General features: G+C 60.3%; 14 protein-coding genes and 4 pseudogenes. 12 read left to right on the top strand and 6 right to left on the bottom strand.

Going from position 1 to position 16,642, the window contains the following annotated elements; translation table 11 throughout:
• Positions 1 to 513 precede the first annotated feature (513 nt).
• The 5 genes and pseudogenes from EDF58_RS21875 (at position 514) to EDF58_RS21890 (ending at position 5,044) form a co-directional block, all read left to right on the top strand.
• Positions 514 to 800, top strand: a pseudogene (locus EDF58_RS21875) (co-chaperone GroES).
• Between the two features lie 61 nt (positions 801 to 861).
• Positions 862 to 2,463, top strand: a complete 1,602-nt coding sequence (gene groL, locus EDF58_RS21880) for a chaperonin GroEL (protein WP_132269429.1) — start codon at positions 862 to 864, stop codon at positions 2,461 to 2,463.
• A 354-nt stretch (positions 2,464 to 2,817) separates the two neighbouring features.
• Positions 2,818 to 3,263: pseudogene (locus EDF58_RS26450) on the top strand (IS110 family transposase); the annotation flags it as partial.
• A gap of 219 nt (positions 3,264 to 3,482) precedes the next feature.
• Positions 3,483 to 4,010: a hypothetical protein gene (locus EDF58_RS21885; protein ID WP_132269431.1), complete on the top strand. Its 528-nt coding sequence runs from the start codon at positions 3,483 to 3,485 to the stop codon at positions 4,008 to 4,010.
• A gap of 56 nt (positions 4,011 to 4,066) precedes the next feature.
• A complete protein-coding gene (locus EDF58_RS21890; protein WP_165921522.1) occupies positions 4,067 to 5,044 on the top strand; it encodes a hypothetical protein in 978 nt (325 codons plus the stop codon).
• Between the two features lie 522 nt (positions 5,045 to 5,566).
• On the opposite strand, the gene EDF58_RS21895 is transcribed toward EDF58_RS21890, so the two are convergent.
• On the bottom strand, positions 5,567 to 5,971 hold the full coding sequence (locus EDF58_RS21895) for a transposase (protein WP_243654440.1): 405 nt from the start codon (positions 5,969 to 5,971) through the stop codon (positions 5,567 to 5,569).
• 199 nt (positions 5,972 to 6,170) lie between these two features.
• Positions 6,171 to 6,761: a hypothetical protein gene (locus EDF58_RS21900; protein WP_132269437.1), complete on the bottom strand. Its 591-nt coding sequence runs from the start codon at positions 6,759 to 6,761 to the stop codon at positions 6,171 to 6,173.
• Positions 6,762 to 7,495: 734 nt separating this feature from the next.
• On the opposite strand from EDF58_RS21900, the gene EDF58_RS21905 reads away from it, so the two are divergent.
• A complete protein-coding gene (locus EDF58_RS21905) occupies positions 7,496 to 8,500 on the top strand; it encodes a transporter (protein WP_132269439.1) in 1,005 nt (334 codons plus the stop codon).
• A 55-nt stretch (positions 8,501 to 8,555) separates the two neighbouring features.
• The gene (locus tag EDF58_RS21910) at positions 8,556 to 9,731 is read left to right on the top strand and encodes a BamA/TamA family outer membrane protein (protein ID WP_132269441.1); all 1,176 of its coding nucleotides are present in this window, start codon (positions 8,556 to 8,558) and stop codon (positions 9,729 to 9,731) included.
• Between the two features lie 396 nt (positions 9,732 to 10,127).
• Here EDF58_RS21910 and EDF58_RS25975 read toward each other — a convergent pair whose 3' ends face one another.
• Complete coding sequence (locus EDF58_RS25975) at positions 10,128 to 10,823, bottom strand: DUF3313 domain-containing protein (protein ID WP_165921523.1); 696 nt, start codon at positions 10,821 to 10,823, stop codon at positions 10,128 to 10,130.
• Between the two features lie 202 nt (positions 10,824 to 11,025).
• Here EDF58_RS25975 and EDF58_RS26455 point away from each other — a divergent pair, with 202 nt between their 5' ends.
• Positions 11,026 to 11,679 (top strand): hypothetical protein, encoded by a 654-nt coding sequence (locus EDF58_RS26455; RefSeq protein WP_243654434.1) that lies wholly within the window; start codon positions 11,026 to 11,028, stop codon positions 11,677 to 11,679.
• A gap of 125 nt (positions 11,680 to 11,804) precedes the next feature.
• Here EDF58_RS26455 and EDF58_RS26715 read toward each other — a convergent pair.
• Together EDF58_RS26715 and EDF58_RS26720 are read right to left on the bottom strand one after the other, a co-directional pair.
• Positions 11,805 to 12,047: pseudogene (locus EDF58_RS26715) on the bottom strand (SUMF1/EgtB/PvdO family nonheme iron enzyme); the annotation flags it as partial.
• Between the two features lie 57 nt (positions 12,048 to 12,104).
• Positions 12,105 to 12,437 carry an SUMF1/EgtB/PvdO family nonheme iron enzyme gene (locus tag EDF58_RS26720; protein WP_347812902.1) on the bottom strand — a complete coding sequence of 111 codons (333 nt, stop codon included), beginning with the start codon at positions 12,435 to 12,437 and terminating at the stop codon, positions 12,105 to 12,107.
• 433 nt (positions 12,438 to 12,870) lie between these two features.
• Here EDF58_RS26720 and EDF58_RS21925 point away from each other — a divergent pair, with 433 nt between their 5' ends.
• Complete coding sequence (locus EDF58_RS21925; RefSeq protein ID WP_132269444.1) at positions 12,871 to 13,512, top strand: hypothetical protein; 642 nt, start codon at positions 12,871 to 12,873, stop codon at positions 13,510 to 13,512.
• Between the two features lie 151 nt (positions 13,513 to 13,663).
• Positions 13,664 to 13,813 (top strand): annotated as a pseudogene (locus EDF58_RS26465) (DUF2092 domain-containing protein); the annotation flags it as partial.
• Between the two features lie 338 nt (positions 13,814 to 14,151).
• On the opposite strand, the gene EDF58_RS21935 reads toward EDF58_RS26465, so the two are convergent.
• Positions 14,152 to 15,075 carry an SDR family oxidoreductase gene (locus EDF58_RS21935; RefSeq protein ID WP_132269446.1) on the bottom strand — a complete coding sequence of 308 codons (924 nt, stop codon included), beginning with the start codon at positions 15,073 to 15,075 and terminating at the stop codon, positions 14,152 to 14,154.
• A gap of 96 nt (positions 15,076 to 15,171) precedes the next feature.
• Here EDF58_RS21935 and EDF58_RS21940 point away from each other — a divergent pair, with 96 nt between their 5' ends.
• Together EDF58_RS21940 and EDF58_RS21945 are read left to right on the top strand one after the other, a co-directional pair.
• Positions 15,172 to 16,008, top strand: coding sequence for a helix-turn-helix transcriptional regulator (locus EDF58_RS21940; RefSeq protein WP_132269448.1), 837 nt, complete (start codon positions 15,172 to 15,174; stop codon positions 16,006 to 16,008).
• 136 nt (positions 16,009 to 16,144) lie between these two features.
• Complete coding sequence (locus tag EDF58_RS21945) at positions 16,145 to 16,468, top strand: hypothetical protein (RefSeq protein ID WP_132269450.1); 324 nt, start codon at positions 16,145 to 16,147, stop codon at positions 16,466 to 16,468.
• Positions 16,469 to 16,642: the final 174 nt, after the last annotated feature.

Consider the following 16,642-nt stretch of genomic DNA (forward strand, 5'->3'; position numbering starts at 1 on the left):
GTTGCTAGCGACTGATCTCTGATAATAGCATGGAATATCTTCTGTAGCCCTGCTGGCCATCGCAATGATGTTTCGGAGGAAGCGCGCGGATTCCGGGGTTGTCCCGGTCACACGGGGGGAGTGAGGAGCCGCAGTAACGATTAAATCCATGCAAGCTTCAGTCTGAAAGCTTTGTTGCGAATATTCCGCAATCGGAAGCCTTAGAGGCAACCTATAGCTTTATTGGGGCCCTGAAAGATGAAACAGGTCCGGCTCATGCGGGCGAGATTGGTGAAAAGCTATGGGATGGTTCAGGGAAAATGCGCCTAATCGTCCGAAATTTCTGATCTCATCCGCCAGAATGGTCGCTCTGAGCTTCGGCAGAGCGAGTGCCATACTTGATTTGAAATCCGCCCTGCCCATATACAAACAACTGGCACTCTTTCATCGTGACTGCCAGATCGCAAAGCGCGGCGCTGGCCTCTCTTGTGAAAGCGACGCCTTGTCGCGGCCCAGCGACAGGATCGCTCCATCATGACATTGCGCCCCTTGGACGATCGCGTTCTCGGACGCCGGCTAAAAGCACCCAAGAGGGCCGCCGTCGGCATCATCGTTCCTGACAATGCCCGTGAAAAGCCGCAGGGAGGCGAGATCGTGTCCGTTGGCTCGGGCACCAGAGGGGAAGCCGGGACGATTATTGCGCCTGACGTCGAGGCGGTTGCCGCATCTTGCTCGGCAAATGGTCCCCCACTGAGTTCAAGGTGGGCGGCGAAGACCCCGTTATCATGAAGGAAAGCGACGCGCTCGGCATTCTGGGCTGAGTTGTCAGCGGGCCGGCGCTTCCCGGCGAAGTCGACATCTCCACCTAGAAGGATAACGACCATGACCGCCAAAGATGTACGATTTTCGCGCGATATCCGCGAATCTCTCAGCCGAGGCGTTGATACTCTCGCCAATGCTGTGAAAGTGACGCTTGGCCCCAAGGGCCGCAACGTGCTGCTGGACAAAAGCTACGGCGCGCCCCGTATCACCAAGGACGGCGTCACCGTCGCCAAGGAAATCGACCTCGTCGACAAGTTCGAAAACATGGGCGCGCAGCTGATGCGCACTGTGGCATCGCGGACCAACGATCACGCGGGCGATGGGACGACCACCGCCACTGTGCTCGCGCAGGCGATCGTCCGCGCGGGCATGAAATCGGTCGCTGCACAGTCCAATCCGATCGACCTGAAGCGCGGCATCGACATTGCGGTCAAGGCAGTGGTCGCCGAACTCAAGGCCCGGTCCAAGCCCGTGGCGGGAACGGACGAGGTCGGGCAGGTCGGTACCATTTCGGCCAACGGAGATGAAATCATTGGCCGCAAGATCGCCGAAGCTATGGAAAAGGTCGGCAAGGAAGGCATCATTGCGGTCGAGGAAGGCTCCGGCGTCGAATTCGAGCTCGATGTCGTCGAGGGCATGCAGTTCGACCGCGGCTACCTTTCGCCCTATTTCGTCACCAACCCCGCGAAACTGACGGTTGAACTGGCCGATCCGCATATTTTGCTGTTTGAGAAGAAGCTGGGAGCGCTTGCCCCGATCCTTCCCTTGCTCGAAGCCGTCGTCCAGTCGGGACGGCCGCTGCTCATCATCGCCGAGGACGTCGAGGGCGAGACTTTGGCGACGCTAGTCGTCAACAAGCTGCGCGGTAGCCTGAATGTTGCCGCGGTAAAGGCACCAGGCTTCGGTGATCGCCGCAAGGCCATGCTGGAGGATATCGCGGTCCTGACGGGCAGCGAAGTCGTCTCAGAAGATCTCGGGATCAAGCTTGAAAACATCACGCTCGCCATGCTGGGCACGGCCAAAAAGGTGACGATCGACAAGGATACCACCACCATCGTAGATGGCGCCGGCACCGCCGATGCGATCAAGGGACGCATCGCGGCGATCCGAGGGCAGATAGAAAACACCGCCAGCGAGTACGACCAGGAGAAGCTTCAGGAGCGCCTGGCCAAACTCACTGGCGGCGTCGCGATCATCAGGGTCGGCGGCTCAAGCGAAGTCGAAGTGAGGGAGCGCAAGGACCGGGTCGACGACGCCCTCTTCGCGACGCGTGCCGCCGTCGAGGAGGGGGTCGTGCCGGGCGGCGGCACCGCACTGCTCTATGCCTCCAAGGTGCTGGCCGGGATGAAGGGCGCGAACGACGACCAGACCCGCGGCATCGAGATCGTACGTCGCGCCTTGCAGGCTCCGGTCCGCCAGATCGCGGAAAACGCCGGACACGACGGCAGCCTCGTTGCCGGGCGGCTGTTTGAGGGTGGCGATGAAAACATTGGCTTCAATGCCCAGACGGAGCGCTATGAAAACCTGTTTCAATCCGGCGTCATCGACCCCACCAAGGTTGCCCGCTGCGCCATTCAGGATGCGGCATCAGTCGCGGGAATGGTGATCACCGCAGAAGCGGGTATTGCCGACCTAGTCGAAAATACGTCATCGAAGGCCTGATCTACCTGTCACCATAATTCTCCGTCCTCGAACATCGATTATCCTTCCGAGGTTACAAAGGTAATGGCAATTTCATTCTGGGGATCGGTAGGTTCCTCTAGAACATTCCGCTCGCCTAAATGATAAATGCCGTGGGTTATTTGGAATACGACGCCGCAGGAACGGCGGACATACTCGCATTTCCATTCTGAAGCGGACATTCGTCAATCAGCCGCCTTTTGTGTCTGGAAGGGAAAAGCGGACGGGGAACAGCTGGGACCGGAAAATTGGTGGCTGAGCGTCTGTGAATGATAACGTGACGGCTCTCGAACCCTCCCGCAGGATGACCAGCGGATGAGGCGGAAGAGAGCCGGGATGGGAACAGCCATGACGATAGGTTTGGATCTGGCGAAGAACGTGTGCCATTGCACGGTGTGGATGCTGATGGTGCGGCGGTACTGCGCCAGCAATTGACGCGCAGTCGCGTCCTGACATTCTTCGCGAAACTGCCGCTTTGCTTGATCGGAATCGAGGCGTGCGCATCAAAAGACTTGTGAGCGCGTACAACTCATCGCCCTCGGTCATGATGAAGAGTTGATGCCCGCGCAGTAATGTGACCGTTCGTCAAACGCGGGAAGAACGATGCAGCGAACGCTGAGGCGATCTGCGAAGCAACGCGGCCGACCACGCGGTTCGTTGGAATTAGGTCACCAGAGCAACAAAGTGCGGTGATGCCGCATCGTGTTCGCCTGATACTTAACCGTCAGCGAACCCTGTTATCGACCGCCTTGCGGGCGCACATAGCGGAGTTCGGCATCGTCGCCCCAATCGGCAGGGAAGGTGGCCGACTGGCGACTGTCAGGTTCGGAGCGATTAACGGCGATCAGCCGCCCTTCCCGAAAATCTGATCGAGCGATTGCGATAGTTCAATGCCCCGCGCTTTCCTCCACATGGGGAAGCCCCCTCGGCTTTTACCGTATATACCACGATGGTGGTCAGAGAGAATCTCGTCAATCGTCATCCTCAAATGGAGGCGCCCCATGTCAGACACTCATGAAAAGCTTGCAGCGAATATGCCCGCACCCAACCCGTGGCTGACGCCGAGCGTCTATCCTACATCCCACTTCAACCCAGGCGCGACGGATTCCGTGGCCATTGCAGGCCCGATACAGGGAAAGACCCTCGTAAAGGGCGACGATGCAAAATTCGTTCGCAACTTCATGGCTTCGAACCCCACTTTGAAGAAGATCGGGAGCGATACGGTTGCGTTCGCCAGCGGCATGTTCGGCCTGCGAAAGCTATTCCTCACTGGCAAGGCGATCGAATCGATTTCCTACATGGCCTATCCCGGCTTCGAAGAGGTGTTTGAAGGTGCCGACGAGGCAACGGTCGAAGGTCTACTCGCGGAATGGGACAAGGCGCGTCGAGAAGGCGACGATGCGGATTTGATGGAGGCCATCCGCGGCGTCGACGACATCGGCTTCACTCACGCCATCGGTATGGCGTCTACAACCTGTTCGACCGGGACGGCTTCCACTATTGCGTATTTGGCGGCACGCGAGTGCTAAAATGCACTGATGACAACGAGGTCCGCTCGCCCGCCCGCATCGTGAAGGTGGCCGACGTGGCAGCGGCCGTGCCCCCAGACGTCGCACAGTCGGTCAGCCGCATCATCGCGCTGAGCATGACGTATGACGGCTTCCTGGTCGCCGCCGCTCCCGGCGCGGTGATCATTCTCGATCGCGATCTTGCCGTGAAGTCGTACGTGGCCTTCTCGGGCGAAGCCGTCGACAATGCCGTCCCTGTCGACGAGTACGGCGGCATCTACGTCGTAACCTCGCGCAGGATGCTCAAGGTCGTCTGGAACGGCAAGAACCTCTCGTCCGAAGAGGAGGATGGCGCCTGGGAATCCGGCTACGAATGGATGCCTGACGAAAAAGCCTTCGCGCTGGGATCGATCTCGCGAGGATCTGGGACGACGCCCACTCTGATGGGATTCGGCGACGACCCGGATAAGCTCGTTGTTATCGCGGACGGAGCAGAGGGCGGCACCAACCTCGTCGCCTTCTGGCGCGACGACATTCCCGAGGATTTTGAGCAGAAGCCGGGCACTAAGTCGCGCCGCATCGCGGATCAGGCCAGGATCGAGATTTCGAAGGCGACCATCGAACCGTCGCCCAACGTTCTCGGCTACGGCGTGGCCGTCGTCAACAGCACTTATCCCGAGCCGTTCCCCGAGCCAGGCTTCCATAACGGCTTTATGGCGGGGGTCACCCGCCCGGCCCCAAAGGGCATCCAGAAGTTCAACTGGAATCCTGCGACGCGCCGGTTCGAACAAGACTGGCTTAACGCCGAGATCGACAACAGTGATATCATGGTGCCAGTCGTATCGGCAGCGACAGGCCTGCTGTATGCCGCCAACAAACGCGGCCTAACCTACGAATATGCCGGTCTCGACTGGATGACAGGCGAGGTCAAGGCACGCTGGGTGTTCCCGGACGACAGCGCCATGTGGAATGCTTTCGGCGGCATCACCACCATCCTTGAAGACGGCGACCTTCTAATAGGCGGGGCCTTTGCAATCAAACGTATCATCGGCTGAAAACCCGATATCGCCCGCATTCACCGTTGGATCGCGATATTCGGACGGTTCCTGAGCGAACCCGTGCCCACCAGCAGCTTTTCTCTCGCTAGATTTGGGGGTCTTGAAGGAACGACCAATTCCAAATATTTGAGTTGGGCGGCCGCACGGCGATAATGGGCGTCGAGCCACTGGCATACGCCGCTGCTTGAGAATAATGCGCTCGTCAAGTAACCCCGCCCCATAAACACGAAGGTCACCGTAGCCGAAGTTGTTGGCGAGGATGAAGAGGATGTTGGGGCGCGAAGCGCGAGGTCATGTGGGGACGGGCATCGGTGCCCCCATCATCAGGCCCGCCGAGCCTCCGGCTGCCAGCAGAGCGAGGACGTTGCAGCCAGTTGAGACCATTTCAATCTCGACAGGCTCAAGATTTTCGCCGCTGGCGAACATCTTATGGTCAGAAAAAGAAGCCGATGCGCAACTCTAGTTGCCAGTCGTACTGTTTGTAGTCGTTCACCAGCGCCACATCGCCTTGCAGCGACATCACCGTCCGACATCGACCGTGCAGGATTTGGGAAAAAAGAGACGTAAGCCGATCATCACGGGAACCTCTCTCGACGCCAGGATCACCGAAAGGAGAGACTGACAGTTCGAGGTCTTTCCGAACTCAAAGACATATTGCGCCGCGACACCAACCTCGTAATCGCCCTTCTTCGATAATGCGGCATCGTCAATCACCAGATAGGTCGCCTTGTCTCCCACCAAACGATTAACTTCCTGCAGACGAACGGCCTGTAGTGAAGGGCTGCTCCAAACCCCGTCTGTAACGAAATGATGAATTTGATCAAAGCCGAACTTGCCATCGCGAGCCGCCATCGGTTGCACGCTCTTGCGATCCGCGGGCCTGATCAATCCTGCGATATAGGCCGGACAGACCCGCTGACACACCTTATGGAGTAGCGGAGACAAAAATGGCGCCTGCTCGTCGCCCTCGAGCTGCGCTAGTCACACAACCATGGCAGGTAGAGAAAGTTGAATTCTAATTCGTCTACGGCCGAATGACTCGCGGACGATTACGTCGTTCGATGCACTAATACTGAGTTGGCGCACCGCAACGCAAAACAACCTTCGGATAATAGGCGGCGCATCAGTGGTGCCTCTGCCTAGCAGCCTCCGCCAAGGCAGAGGAGAGATCGGAATACACGTAGGGTCCGACGGAATATACGTTCGTGGTTCTCTTCGTAACGCCATGCGGCAGTCCAGTCGCAGGGGCGTCCAAATGCCCTCCCTCATTTTCCCAGCCGTCCACGTCTTGTGTGTTGCTTAAATCCGGCGAACCGTCTTGCTCCGTGATATCTTGCTGAGAATGGGCATCGATAGCCAGTAGGTCGGCATGGATAAGAAGCAGTTGATCGGCGATCATTTCCAGCGCCAGGACCTTCCGCTCTTCCGTGGTTCCGCCATGTCTGGCAGCGGCAAGACTGATCATTTCAACTTCCTCGAGTGAAAGCGCTGCCTCGTCGGCTTTGACGGCGGCGTGAGCTAAAGGCGATCTCAGCTCATCCGCGACCATAGTTCCAGAATACTGCTGGATATGGCGACGACTGCGATAAGCGTGCAGTCTTGCTGCGTAATGGGCTACGATCCTAGAATAGGCTTCCCGATTCTCACCGGGATGTGAAGCCCTCGCGTTTATAAGCGCCAGCTGATGCTGGTAGAGTAACTCGTTGAGGTCCATGGTTTAATTTCCAAATAGGAGTAAGATGTCTCTTGATATTTCTCCGGCTTATGGATTTATCAATATTTCATCTTAACACACCTGCAATTGATAAAGTATTTTATTTGTCTGTATCGAGAGGAAATTGCCTCTTATTGGCAAGCGATGCCGGTACCCTTGATGGCCGAAACACCCGAGTGGAAGAATGGTCTCCTCAGCCCTGCCCATGATGAGTGGAGGGGGGGGCAGCCGCCTAGAGCGGCGAGCGAATGGGAGGTGGTACAGGCTCAGCGCCGGGCCGGTATTTGTCAGTGGGTTTAGACCATGGATCGCAGCAAAGGAGAAAGCGGTGGCGGCAAATGACCCCGTTGACCCTGAACTCCTCATGTGAGGAGGGTATGGCACAACAGTCGGCGAGACGGGGCTGGAAGAACCAGCGAACGGCAGAGCGCAGTGGGCAAAGCGCCGGCGTCTCTCGGCAAAGGTAATCAAAGCGGCCCCATGCGCACGCCCTTAGCACGCCTCGTGACGTCAGTGCAGGATGGCCTAGCCGAATTCTGAGGCGATACTTCGGGCGCCGCTAGGCTGCCTGACGGGCGTGAGACCATTCGGCGGTCCCCAGCTTGTTCCGGAATAACCCGCAGGTCCGACCGGCCATGCGGATAGCCCGAAGCGAATCCGCGGGAAATCACCAGTTCAGCCCCGTCCCCCCCCTGTCGCAATCTGTCCGCTCCAGCAGCGGACCGAGAGCCCCCATGAACAAAAGGATATCGAAGCCTGGCATGCTGAACGTCATGGCCGTGGCCGCCTTGAGCGGCCTGGCGTTCCTTAGCCAACCAGCGAATGCCGCCGAGGGTGGCAGCTCCGTCTACCTGCTGGGATCGGGAGGGCCGGAGGCGGCCGTACTGCCTCCGGTGGAGGGATTGTTCCTCGACAATACCTATTACTACTACGACGGCGACATCGCGGCGGATCGCAGCTTGGTGGTGGGCGGCAAAGTCGTTCTGGGCCTCGATGCGACGATCGTGGCGCAGTTCACCACCGCCTTGTGGGTTCCTTCGACCAACTTTCTTGGCGGGACGGTAGCATTGGGCTTGGCCCTGCCCATCGGCGCTCCCATGGTCGATGCCTCTGCCGTCCTGAGCGGCCCGCGCGGGCAAGTTTTGGAAGTGTCCCGGCCCGACAGCACACTGACAGTAGGCGACCCGCTCGCCACAGCTGAACTTGGCTGGAAATGGGACAACCTGCACGTCACTGCCAGCACCCTCGTCAACGTGCCCGTCGGCCATTACCGCGAGGATCAGCTCGCCAACCTCTCGTTCCATCGCTGGGCTGCCGACGTCTCGCTGGCGGCGAGCTGGCACGACACAAAGTCGGGCTGGGACGTCAGCGCCAAGGCGGGCGTGACCTTCAACGGCACTAACAGGTACACCGACTACGACAGCGGCAACGAATTCCATGTGGAAGCGGCGATCGAAAAGACCTTCTCGCCTAAATTTTCTGCCGGCGTGCAGGGCTACTACTATAACCAGATCAGTGCCGACAGCGGCCCCGGCGCAGTGCTCGGCCCCAACGAAGGCGAGGTGACAGGCGTTGGTGTCACTGCCGCCTACAACACCGTCATGGGCCGAAGCCCCGCTACGTTCCGTGTCCGGGCCTTCAAGGAATTCGACGCCAAGCGCCGGCTCGAAGGGAGCGCGGTAATGGTCAGTCTTTCGCTGCCGCTGAAGATGATCATGCCTCCGCACGGGGCCGAATGACAAAAGGCCGGAGCGATACCGGCTGGAGCGCACGCGCACTGTAAGGAGAAAACGAATGTCCAAGGTCGCGCACACGAGTTCGGCCCGATTGGGTGTAATTCTACCCATCCTCGCCATGGGCCTGCCGACGTCAGCTCTGGCGCAGAACCAGGTCGCGGAGATGGCTACTGGCTCCGTCACCGCTTCTACCGCGCGAGCCGCCGCGGAAGAAGATCCGGAAAAGCTAAAGACGATGAAGCCCGACCTGCTGGTTGTGCCGATCCCGCTAACAAATCCAACCTTGGGCGCTGGTCTGATGGGAGCGGCGGTCATGTTCTACAATCCGAACGGAAGCGACTCGCCTTGGGTCACGGGTGCGGGAGGTCTCTACACCAGCAACAAGAGCTGGGGCGGCGCTGCCTTCCACAGCATGTCACTCGCGGATGACCGGTTCAAGGTCCTGCTGTTTGGGGGCTATGCCAACATCAACATCAATTTCTACGGCATCGGTGGATCGGCCGGTGACCGTGACGTGTCGATTAAACTGGTCGACAAAGGTATCATGGGACTGGCGCAAGGCCAGTACCGCGTCGCGCCTTACCTTTACGTCGGCGGGCGGTACCAGGTGATGGACCTCGACAACGAGATACGGCGCGAAAACCCACTGTTTCCCAATGCCGACCTGCCACTCCCCGAGTTCAAGAGCATGATTTCCGGAATCGGCCCCTCGATCACTTACGACAGCCGGGACAACCAGTTCGCCCCTCGCACCGGAACTGACATCACGCTGGTCGGCACATTTAACTTCAAGGACCTTGGCAGCGATTTCACGTACAACAAGTGGCAGTTCGCGGCGAACGGCTACTTCCCGGTGACCTCGACGGGGACCTTGGCGGTCAATGGCACGGTATGTGCGGTATCGAAGGGCGGACCATTCTACGACTTGTGCATGTACGGTCAGGCTGGTGAACTGCGGGGCTACGAGATGGGACGCTACCGCGACCGCGCCTCCTGGGCGGCGCAGCTTGAATGGCGCCAGAAGCTCAACGAGAAGTTCGGGGCGGTATGGTTTGCCGGTGTCGGCGGCATCGCCAAAAGCCTCGGTGATCTGGGGGATACCACTATGCTACCCAGTGCCGGCATGGGCGTGCGCTATAAGGCGTCAAAGGAAACTGGCATCAATCTGAGGCTCGACTTGGCGATAGGCAAAGACTCGCAGGCAATTTATTTCGGCATTGGCGAGGTCTTCTGAAGCAGGTTTGGTCCAATTTTGCGTTCGTCATTCCATTGATGGCGCGGGGTGCGAGCGCAAGGTCATACCTATGCCACCCATGCAGCTCAATCGCACCGTTCGCTGGTGGCCGTACTTCATATTCAGTTTCCCGGGACGTTTCCCATATGTCCCAGGCCGATACACTGCAGCGCAGTGCACAGCCGCTGCCTCGCCAGCGATCCAGCATCGCCTTCGGTCCTCGCGCATCCGCCACGGAACGAGGCTCATTCTCACCTGCTCGCGCTTCGCGTGTCCGCGATCTTGGCCGCCGCAAAGGCATGGAAGGGTGGCCATTTATTTTTCGGCCAAACGGGGCAAATATCCCTCGAGCGCATACCAAGAATTTTCTTCGCTCATTTCCTTCTTTAGGAAGGGTTAGCGCCCTCCAGGGGCGGCGGACTTCGCCGCAGCCAGTCGCGCGCGCAGCTTGTCAGCCACTGCCGAGGCGACCGCCTTTACGGTGTCAGTGGTGGAAAGCGTGGCGGTGATATCGAGAGCGTCGGGTGCTTCGCGCCGTACGGCGGCGGCCAGCAACTCTCCAGTCTTGGAATCGAACAGCTCAAAGGCCAGTAAGACCGAGCCGGAGAAGCTGCCTTTCTGCCCGGTGATGCTCTTGTAGGCATTGGTCAGCGCACCGATCGGCATGACCGAGGACACGGTGCCCACCCCCGTGGTCGTCTTTGTTGCGCCGACAATGGTGAACTTAAGACGCATTGCGTCGGCCGCGGGGGCACCCACGACCTTGAACGACTTCACCATCTTCTCCTTCAGCGCCTCGGTCAGGATGCCAGCGAACTTCTCGCGCTCCGCCATCGGGATGTTGTCGAACTGCGCATCGGGCCCCTGATAAACCACTGTGGGCACGATTTGGATGGCATCGTACTCTCCAAGGCTTAGGTCGGGCTTGATGTAGGTCCACGACTCCTTCTTATCGTGTTTCAATTCCTCGGCCGATTTTAGCGCTGCTGGTGCATGGTCGTTAGTTTGCCCCAACGCACTCGAGCCTAATGAACTACCGCTTATGGCCACGAGCGAGACCCCTAGGGCTACGCTGACCGCTATTTTTTTCATGACTGCCTCCTTGTCCGGGCATTTGTGTAAACCGGTCAGGAAGCGTGTACCGAGTAGCCGAACCCCGCCACTGGGGATGTTCCTGATGGGGAATATAGGATTATCCGATCTGCAGGCATTTCGCGGCCAGGCTGCGGGGTTTCCCCGATGAAAACCGGCGGCGGAACCCGGATGATGGCGCCCTCTCGAAGAGGAGCCGCCCATGGAAATTCTCAAGCACCTCCTGCCCATCCTACTGACTGTGAGCCTGGCCCTACTCGTCGTGGCGGCGGGAATCGCGTCCTCGCGCGGGGACTTCGCTTTCGTCGTGGCCCACCCCTCCCTGCTGGCCCGCGCTTTCGTGGCCATTGTCGTCATCCCGGTAATTACTGCGGTCGCGACCGTGTCGGCCTTTCCGATCTCAAATGCCGCCAAGGCCGGCATCTTCCTGATGGCGATCTCCCCGGTTCCGCCGCTGATGCCCGGAAAGGCGATGAAGTTGGGCGGCAACGCAGGCTACATTTCCGGACTGCAGGGCGCCGCCGCGCTGATGGCGCTTCTAACGGTGCCGGCGCTCGGCGCGCTGGGCGCCCGGCTCTACGATGTCCATGCACAGTTCCCCATCGGCATCGTGGCGCGCAACATCTTCGTCGGGCTGGTGGTACCGCTCGCGATTGGCCTCGCCATCGGTCGCTGGCTGTTTCCGAAGGCCTCGCCCGCCCGCACCGAAAGCGGATATGCGACGTGGACGTATCGACTGGATGTGCGAGGCGGACCGACGGGCGGGAACGCCGCCGAGAGCTGGGAGCGCACAGGTTTGACCCGCCCTTCAGAACGTGGCAGGAGATGGCGGGGGGATCGGCAGGATCGACGCTGATCGCCTCGCCGCCGTCGCCGGGCCTCTGGCCACCGCAGCAACTCCCACCGTAGGCTTTCCCGCCGCCGGGGCAGCGACCACCAGTCGCCGGTCGATTCCCAGACGTTGCCGATCATATCAACAAGGCTGTAGCCGTTGGCCGGATAGCTCGCCACGGCGGAGGTTCGCAGCCAGCCGTCGTCCCATGTATTGGCGTAAGGGGATTGCCCCTGCCACACGTTCGCGTGATGGACGCCGGGGACGAGGTCGTCGCCGCAGGCAAGTTCGGTCCCCTTGCCGCCGGCGCGAGCCGCGAACACCCACTCCGCCTCGGAGGAGAGCGACAAGCCCGTCCATGCGGCGTATCCCTCGACGGGCGAGTGCGACATGGCGGACCGGGTGGTCTGGGAGGGCGTCGATGCGGCTGGCGGACCGGCGGGACGAGGTCAGTCAGCACCGGCGCGATAGTCCCACCACGGGCTAGCGGGCCCTTTGGCATCGACGGGGCGGATGAGTCCTTGGAGGACCAGCGAAGCCGGTACTAGTATCTCCGGCAGCGCCCCGGGATAGTTGCGCGGGTCCGGCGCGATCTCGGCCGAGGTGCGATGGCCGGTCTCGGCCGCGAACTGGGCTCTGTGCACGGGAGCACGGTCGATCCAGAAGCCGGGCACCTCCATGATGCGCTCGGGCTTCTCCTTGGGATAGTGATGGTTGGAACACATCGCGAAGTGGCCGCCCGGGATCCATTCCATGGCCCCGTCCCGGCATGCTGCGGGCACGTGGCCATGGTCATTGAGACAGCGCGAAGTCGAACACGATGCTTATGAACGCCGCAACGCAGAGCGCGACCAGAAGCACCGCCATCATTAGGTTGGCCGGAATCACTAACCGGGTTTTGGCATGGACCAGCCGTCTTGCGCCATAAGAGGCCGCACCCCGCGCAGTTCGTAGACATGCTGCAGGAGCCGCACGATGCCACCGACCAGCAGCAGCACGCCCAATACGATCAGCGCCGAACCGAAGTTGCGTTGCGCCCGGCTCTACAGGATCACGCCGGTCTGTCAGCGTTGTCCCTAGGGCGGCGCGCGGACGCCCTCGATGGCGCGCGGGCCGTTCCGCAGCTGAGTCATTCCCGCAGCTCAGTCATTTTCATGATTGGGGCTCGGGTTGCCCCCGATAGCCACGGCGGAAGCGTCCGCCACAATTGGCGCCATGACCGAAAAAGAACCCTGGTGGCGCTCGGGCGCGGCCTATGACACACTGGCCGCGATCGTGCTGTCAATCTCTGCCCTCCTCACTTCGTGGGCGACCTTCCAGGCCGCGCTATGGGACGGGGAGCAGGCGTCCGCCTATACGCAAGCAGGAGCTACCCGCACCCGTGCCGGTCTTCTCGCGACGGAAAACGGGCAATTTCAAGGCGCGGACCTGTTTCTCTTCACGCAGTGGCTCAACGCCTATGCCAGCAAGGACCAGCTGTTGCAGCGCTTCTACTACGAGCGCTTCCGCCCTGAATTCCGGCAGGCGTTCGACGCCTGGATCGCGCTGGAGCCGATGCATAATCCCAAGGCGCCGCACTCACCGTTCGTGATGCGCGAATACGCCCCTCGCCTCGCGGTCGAGGCCGCGGCGCTCGACAAGCGCGCCGACGAGCAGTTCGAGCGGGGCCAGCGCTTCAACGACATCAGCGACGCCTATGTCGCCGCGACGGTGATCTTCGCGCTGAGCCTGTTCATCGGCGGCATCGCGCAGACTTTCGACCGCAAACATCTGGCCGGCGCACTGACGCTGCTGGGCGCCGCCGCCTGCGTATACGGGCTGCTACGCATGGCGATCCTTCCGACCATGTCCTTGTAGCGGCGCCCCCTTCGCGCCCCGCCCTCTCACGGCCTTTACTCACGGACCAAGGGGTTTCCCCGGATTTCGTACCAAGGGGTCCGTTGGGATAGACATAGAGGAGAGACTTCATGCAGGCCCGTAGGGTCACGGTTACTTCGCGCAGCAGTTCGCATTCCAAGGTCCCGACCTCGACTGGCAGCTCCGGATCGCGCGCGGCAAGATCCCGCTGCCGCTTGAGATCGTCATCACCGACCGCGTTGACAGAATGCATCCTTCATATTCGGCGGAGCTGACATGGAACACCGCGCTGGCGCTGTAGATTTCCGACTTCAAGTTCACGCGCCCCGCCAAGACGATGTCGATCCAGACGTCCAAGATTACCCAGGACCAGTGACATCGAAAACGCCAGCGGAGTGACCGTCCTGCTCGGAGCCAGTGCGCTGGTCCTGGGCAGTGTCCTCGCCGCGCTAGCCGAGGCGCAGCACCACTACGGCGGCGGGGCTGCTCTTGAGGTTTTTTAGGTCCATGCTCGATCGCCTTCTGTCCAGTGATGCCAGGACGCCTCCCTGAGTAGGCTCACCGCGGTCTGTCTCGATGGGGACAGACCGCTGGGCGATTAAGCTGCCAGCTTCCATAGGAGCCGCGAAGGAGTGCCTTTCACATTCCAGCGATCGGGGCAATCCTTTCAACAGGCAAGGCATAATCCATGACAGCTAGGTCGGACAACAGGTCTACGCCGTTGGGATTCCATCCAAGACGCTCCCGGGTCCAGGCATTCGTCCCTATCATGTCCAATCCTGCGAAAGGTGCCATCCAGCCAAAGTATCGATTGACTTCCTCGGGCCCAATCGAGCGGACCGGCAAACCGACGCGCAGTCCGATCGCCTCGGCAATCGCCCGCGCAGTGACACCCTCTTCCACTGACGCATTATATCGCGCGCCCGGTTCGCCCTTTTCCAACGCGAGAACATAGAGCCTCGCGACATCGCTGACGTGCGCTGCAGCCCACCGGGTTTGACCATCTCCAAGATACGCTGCCGCTCCCGCCCTGCGCGCTTCGGCCGCCAGCGGCGTGACCAAGCCGGCCTTGAGGGTATTATGCACCTGCGGCAGCCTGATCGTGCGCACGTCGATTCGCTGCGCGGTCAGCGCCGCACCGGCCAGCTCCGTTGCAATGCGAGGATTGGCGTGGCGCGGATTTAGTATGTCTTCGGTCGCTGGGCCGCCGTTCAGCGGGGTACCAATGCCAATTCCCGACGTGATCAGGATAGGCTTGTACGTCCCCTCCAGCGCCGTGCCGATCGCAGCTATATTGCGCGCGTCCTTTTTGGCATTCTCCGCAAAGGTTTCGAAATTATGATCGAACGCGCAGTGGATCACTGCATCGGCCGATGCCGCGCCCTTGGCAAGCGTCTCGGGCTGCTCCAGATCACCACGATGAACCGCTGCGCCGGCCGCCTCAAGCTGGCCGGCGCCAGCGTCCGTACGGGTGAGACCAAGCACCTCATGCCCGGCGCCGAGAAGTTCAGGAATTATGTGGGAGCCAATGAACCCCGTCGCACCGGTCAGAAATACACGCATGATAAGTCTCCTGATTGCGGAGACAGTCTGTGGAGGTTAGATTGAACCTGTTAAAGTAGTGACTTTATCATGGTATAAACGGCAACAGGATCGTTCATGGCCGGCGACAGGTCGAACCGACTAGGCATCTATCTTCGGGATCGCCGCGCGCGTCTCGATCCAGCGGCCTTTGGCTTGGGCGGCGGGCGAAGGCGTACGCCTGGACTGCGCCGTGAAGAAGTTGCAAGCCGGGCAAACATTAGCCCGACTTGGTACACCTGGCTGGAGCAAGGTCGGGGCGGAGCCCCCTCTGCCGACGTGCTGGACCGGATCGCCAGAAGTCTCATGTTGACGGAGCCTGAGCGCGAACATCTGTACATGCTGGGTCTCGGGCGTCCGCCCGAGGCGCGCTATCAGGCGGTCGACGGGATTTCCCCGCGATTGCAGCGAGTGCTCGATGGAATGGCGCTAAGTCCGGCGATCATCAAAAACGCAATCTGGGATGTGTTGGGTTGGAACGGAGCTGCAGCGGCGCTGCTCACGGACTATTCGCTGTTGCCATCGGACCAGCGCAACATCCTGCGTCTGATGTTCACGAATGGCAAAGGCCGGACCCGCAACGAGGATTGGGACAGCGTTGCGCGTTTCGTCGTCGGCGCCTTCCGGGCTGACGTGGCAAGGGCCGGGGCGCAAGACAGCGTGGATGCCGCCAGGTTGGTCGAGGAGTTAAGTCGGCTCAGTTCGGAATTCCAGATGCTTTGGCAGGATAACGACGTCGTCGCCCACAGCGAGGGCGTGAAGCGGATCCGCCATCCGGTGGCAGGGCTTGTGAAACTAGAGTTTTCGTCTTTTGCCGTCGAGGGCAGGCCGGAGCTCGGAATGATCGTCTACAATCCGGCAACCCAGGCTGACGCGGAGAAGCTTCGAGCTCTAGTAGGTATAGTAGAGAAGTGATCACCGGCCCCTTCCGGTCCTCTAGCGCCGCTTTTTACGCCAAGGTGCTTACGCTCTGTTATTCTGACGGGCTTGCCCTCGATCGCCGCCCTGAAGGTCAAGATCGGGGCTCGGGTAGTGGAAATACAAACGCTGCTTGAGCCAACTCGGCCCGGCCATGGCATCGGCAAAAGCTGTACGCCTCAGGCCTGCGGTGTCGTCCTTCAACGCGGGGCTCGACTGGCGCACGCCGCGCTTGATCGCAGCGATACCCACTCGCAAGTTCGCCTTCTATGGCGATCTCATGTCGTTTAACGCCGCCGCCGATGTGGCCGGGAAGCTGACCGGTAAAGCGTTCGAGCGCCGGTCGTTTGCCACAGAGGCCAATCTCCGGGGCGCCACGGCGAAAGCCCATCCCGACACCCAGGTCATTGCTCGCCTACTCGACGCGTTCGATTCGACAAATCGTGGAAGCCGCTGAACGAAGCAGCCGCATACCTGCTAAGCACCGAACAGTTCTTTCCCACGAAGCGAAGGCCGCGTGTTACAAATATATTGGTTGCAGCCTGCTTATCCGCCTCCGCCTAAAGCGCCATGTATAGGATTAGTCTCTTTGAGAACCGTTCTAGAGCGGATCGCAGCGCTTACGTGAACT

The sequence above is a fragment of the Novosphingobium sp. PhB57 genome (genome assembly GCF_004342985.1).
In the GTDB taxonomy this organism is placed as follows: domain Bacteria; phylum Pseudomonadota; class Alphaproteobacteria; order Sphingomonadales; family Sphingomonadaceae; genus Novosphingobium.

What these genes read in the sequence shown, in the direction of transcription:
- EDF58_RS21910 (WP_132269441.1), top strand. Translation starts at nt 8,556, where the DNA reads ATGTCCAAGGTCGCGCACACGAGTTCGGCCCGATTGGGTGTAATTCTA.
- EDF58_RS25975 (WP_165921523.1), bottom strand. Translation starts at nt 10,823, where the DNA reads ATGAAAAAAATAGCGGTCAGCGTAGCCCTAGGGGTCTCGCTCGTGGCC.
- EDF58_RS26455 (WP_243654434.1), top strand. Translation starts at nt 11,026, where the DNA reads ATGGAAATTCTCAAGCACCTCCTGCCCATCCTACTGACTGTGAGCCTG.
- EDF58_RS21885 (WP_132269431.1), top strand. Translation starts at nt 3,483, where the DNA reads ATGTCAGACACTCATGAAAAGCTTGCAGCGAATATGCCCGCACCCAAC.
- EDF58_RS21900 (WP_132269437.1), bottom strand. Translation starts at nt 6,761, where the DNA reads ATGGACCTCAACGAGTTACTCTACCAGCATCAGCTGGCGCTTATAAAC.
- EDF58_RS21925 (WP_132269444.1), top strand. Translation starts at nt 12,871, where the DNA reads ATGACCGAAAAAGAACCCTGGTGGCGCTCGGGCGCGGCCTATGACACA.
- EDF58_RS21935 (WP_132269446.1), bottom strand. Translation starts at nt 15,075, where the DNA reads ATGCGTGTATTTCTGACCGGTGCGACGGGGTTCATTGGCTCCCACATA.
- groL (WP_132269429.1), top strand. Translation starts at nt 862, where the DNA reads ATGACCGCCAAAGATGTACGATTTTCGCGCGATATCCGCGAATCTCTC.
- EDF58_RS21905 (WP_132269439.1), top strand. Translation starts at nt 7,496, where the DNA reads ATGAACAAAAGGATATCGAAGCCTGGCATGCTGAACGTCATGGCCGTG.
- EDF58_RS21940 (WP_132269448.1), top strand. Translation starts at nt 15,172, where the DNA reads ATGGCCGGCGACAGGTCGAACCGACTAGGCATCTATCTTCGGGATCGC.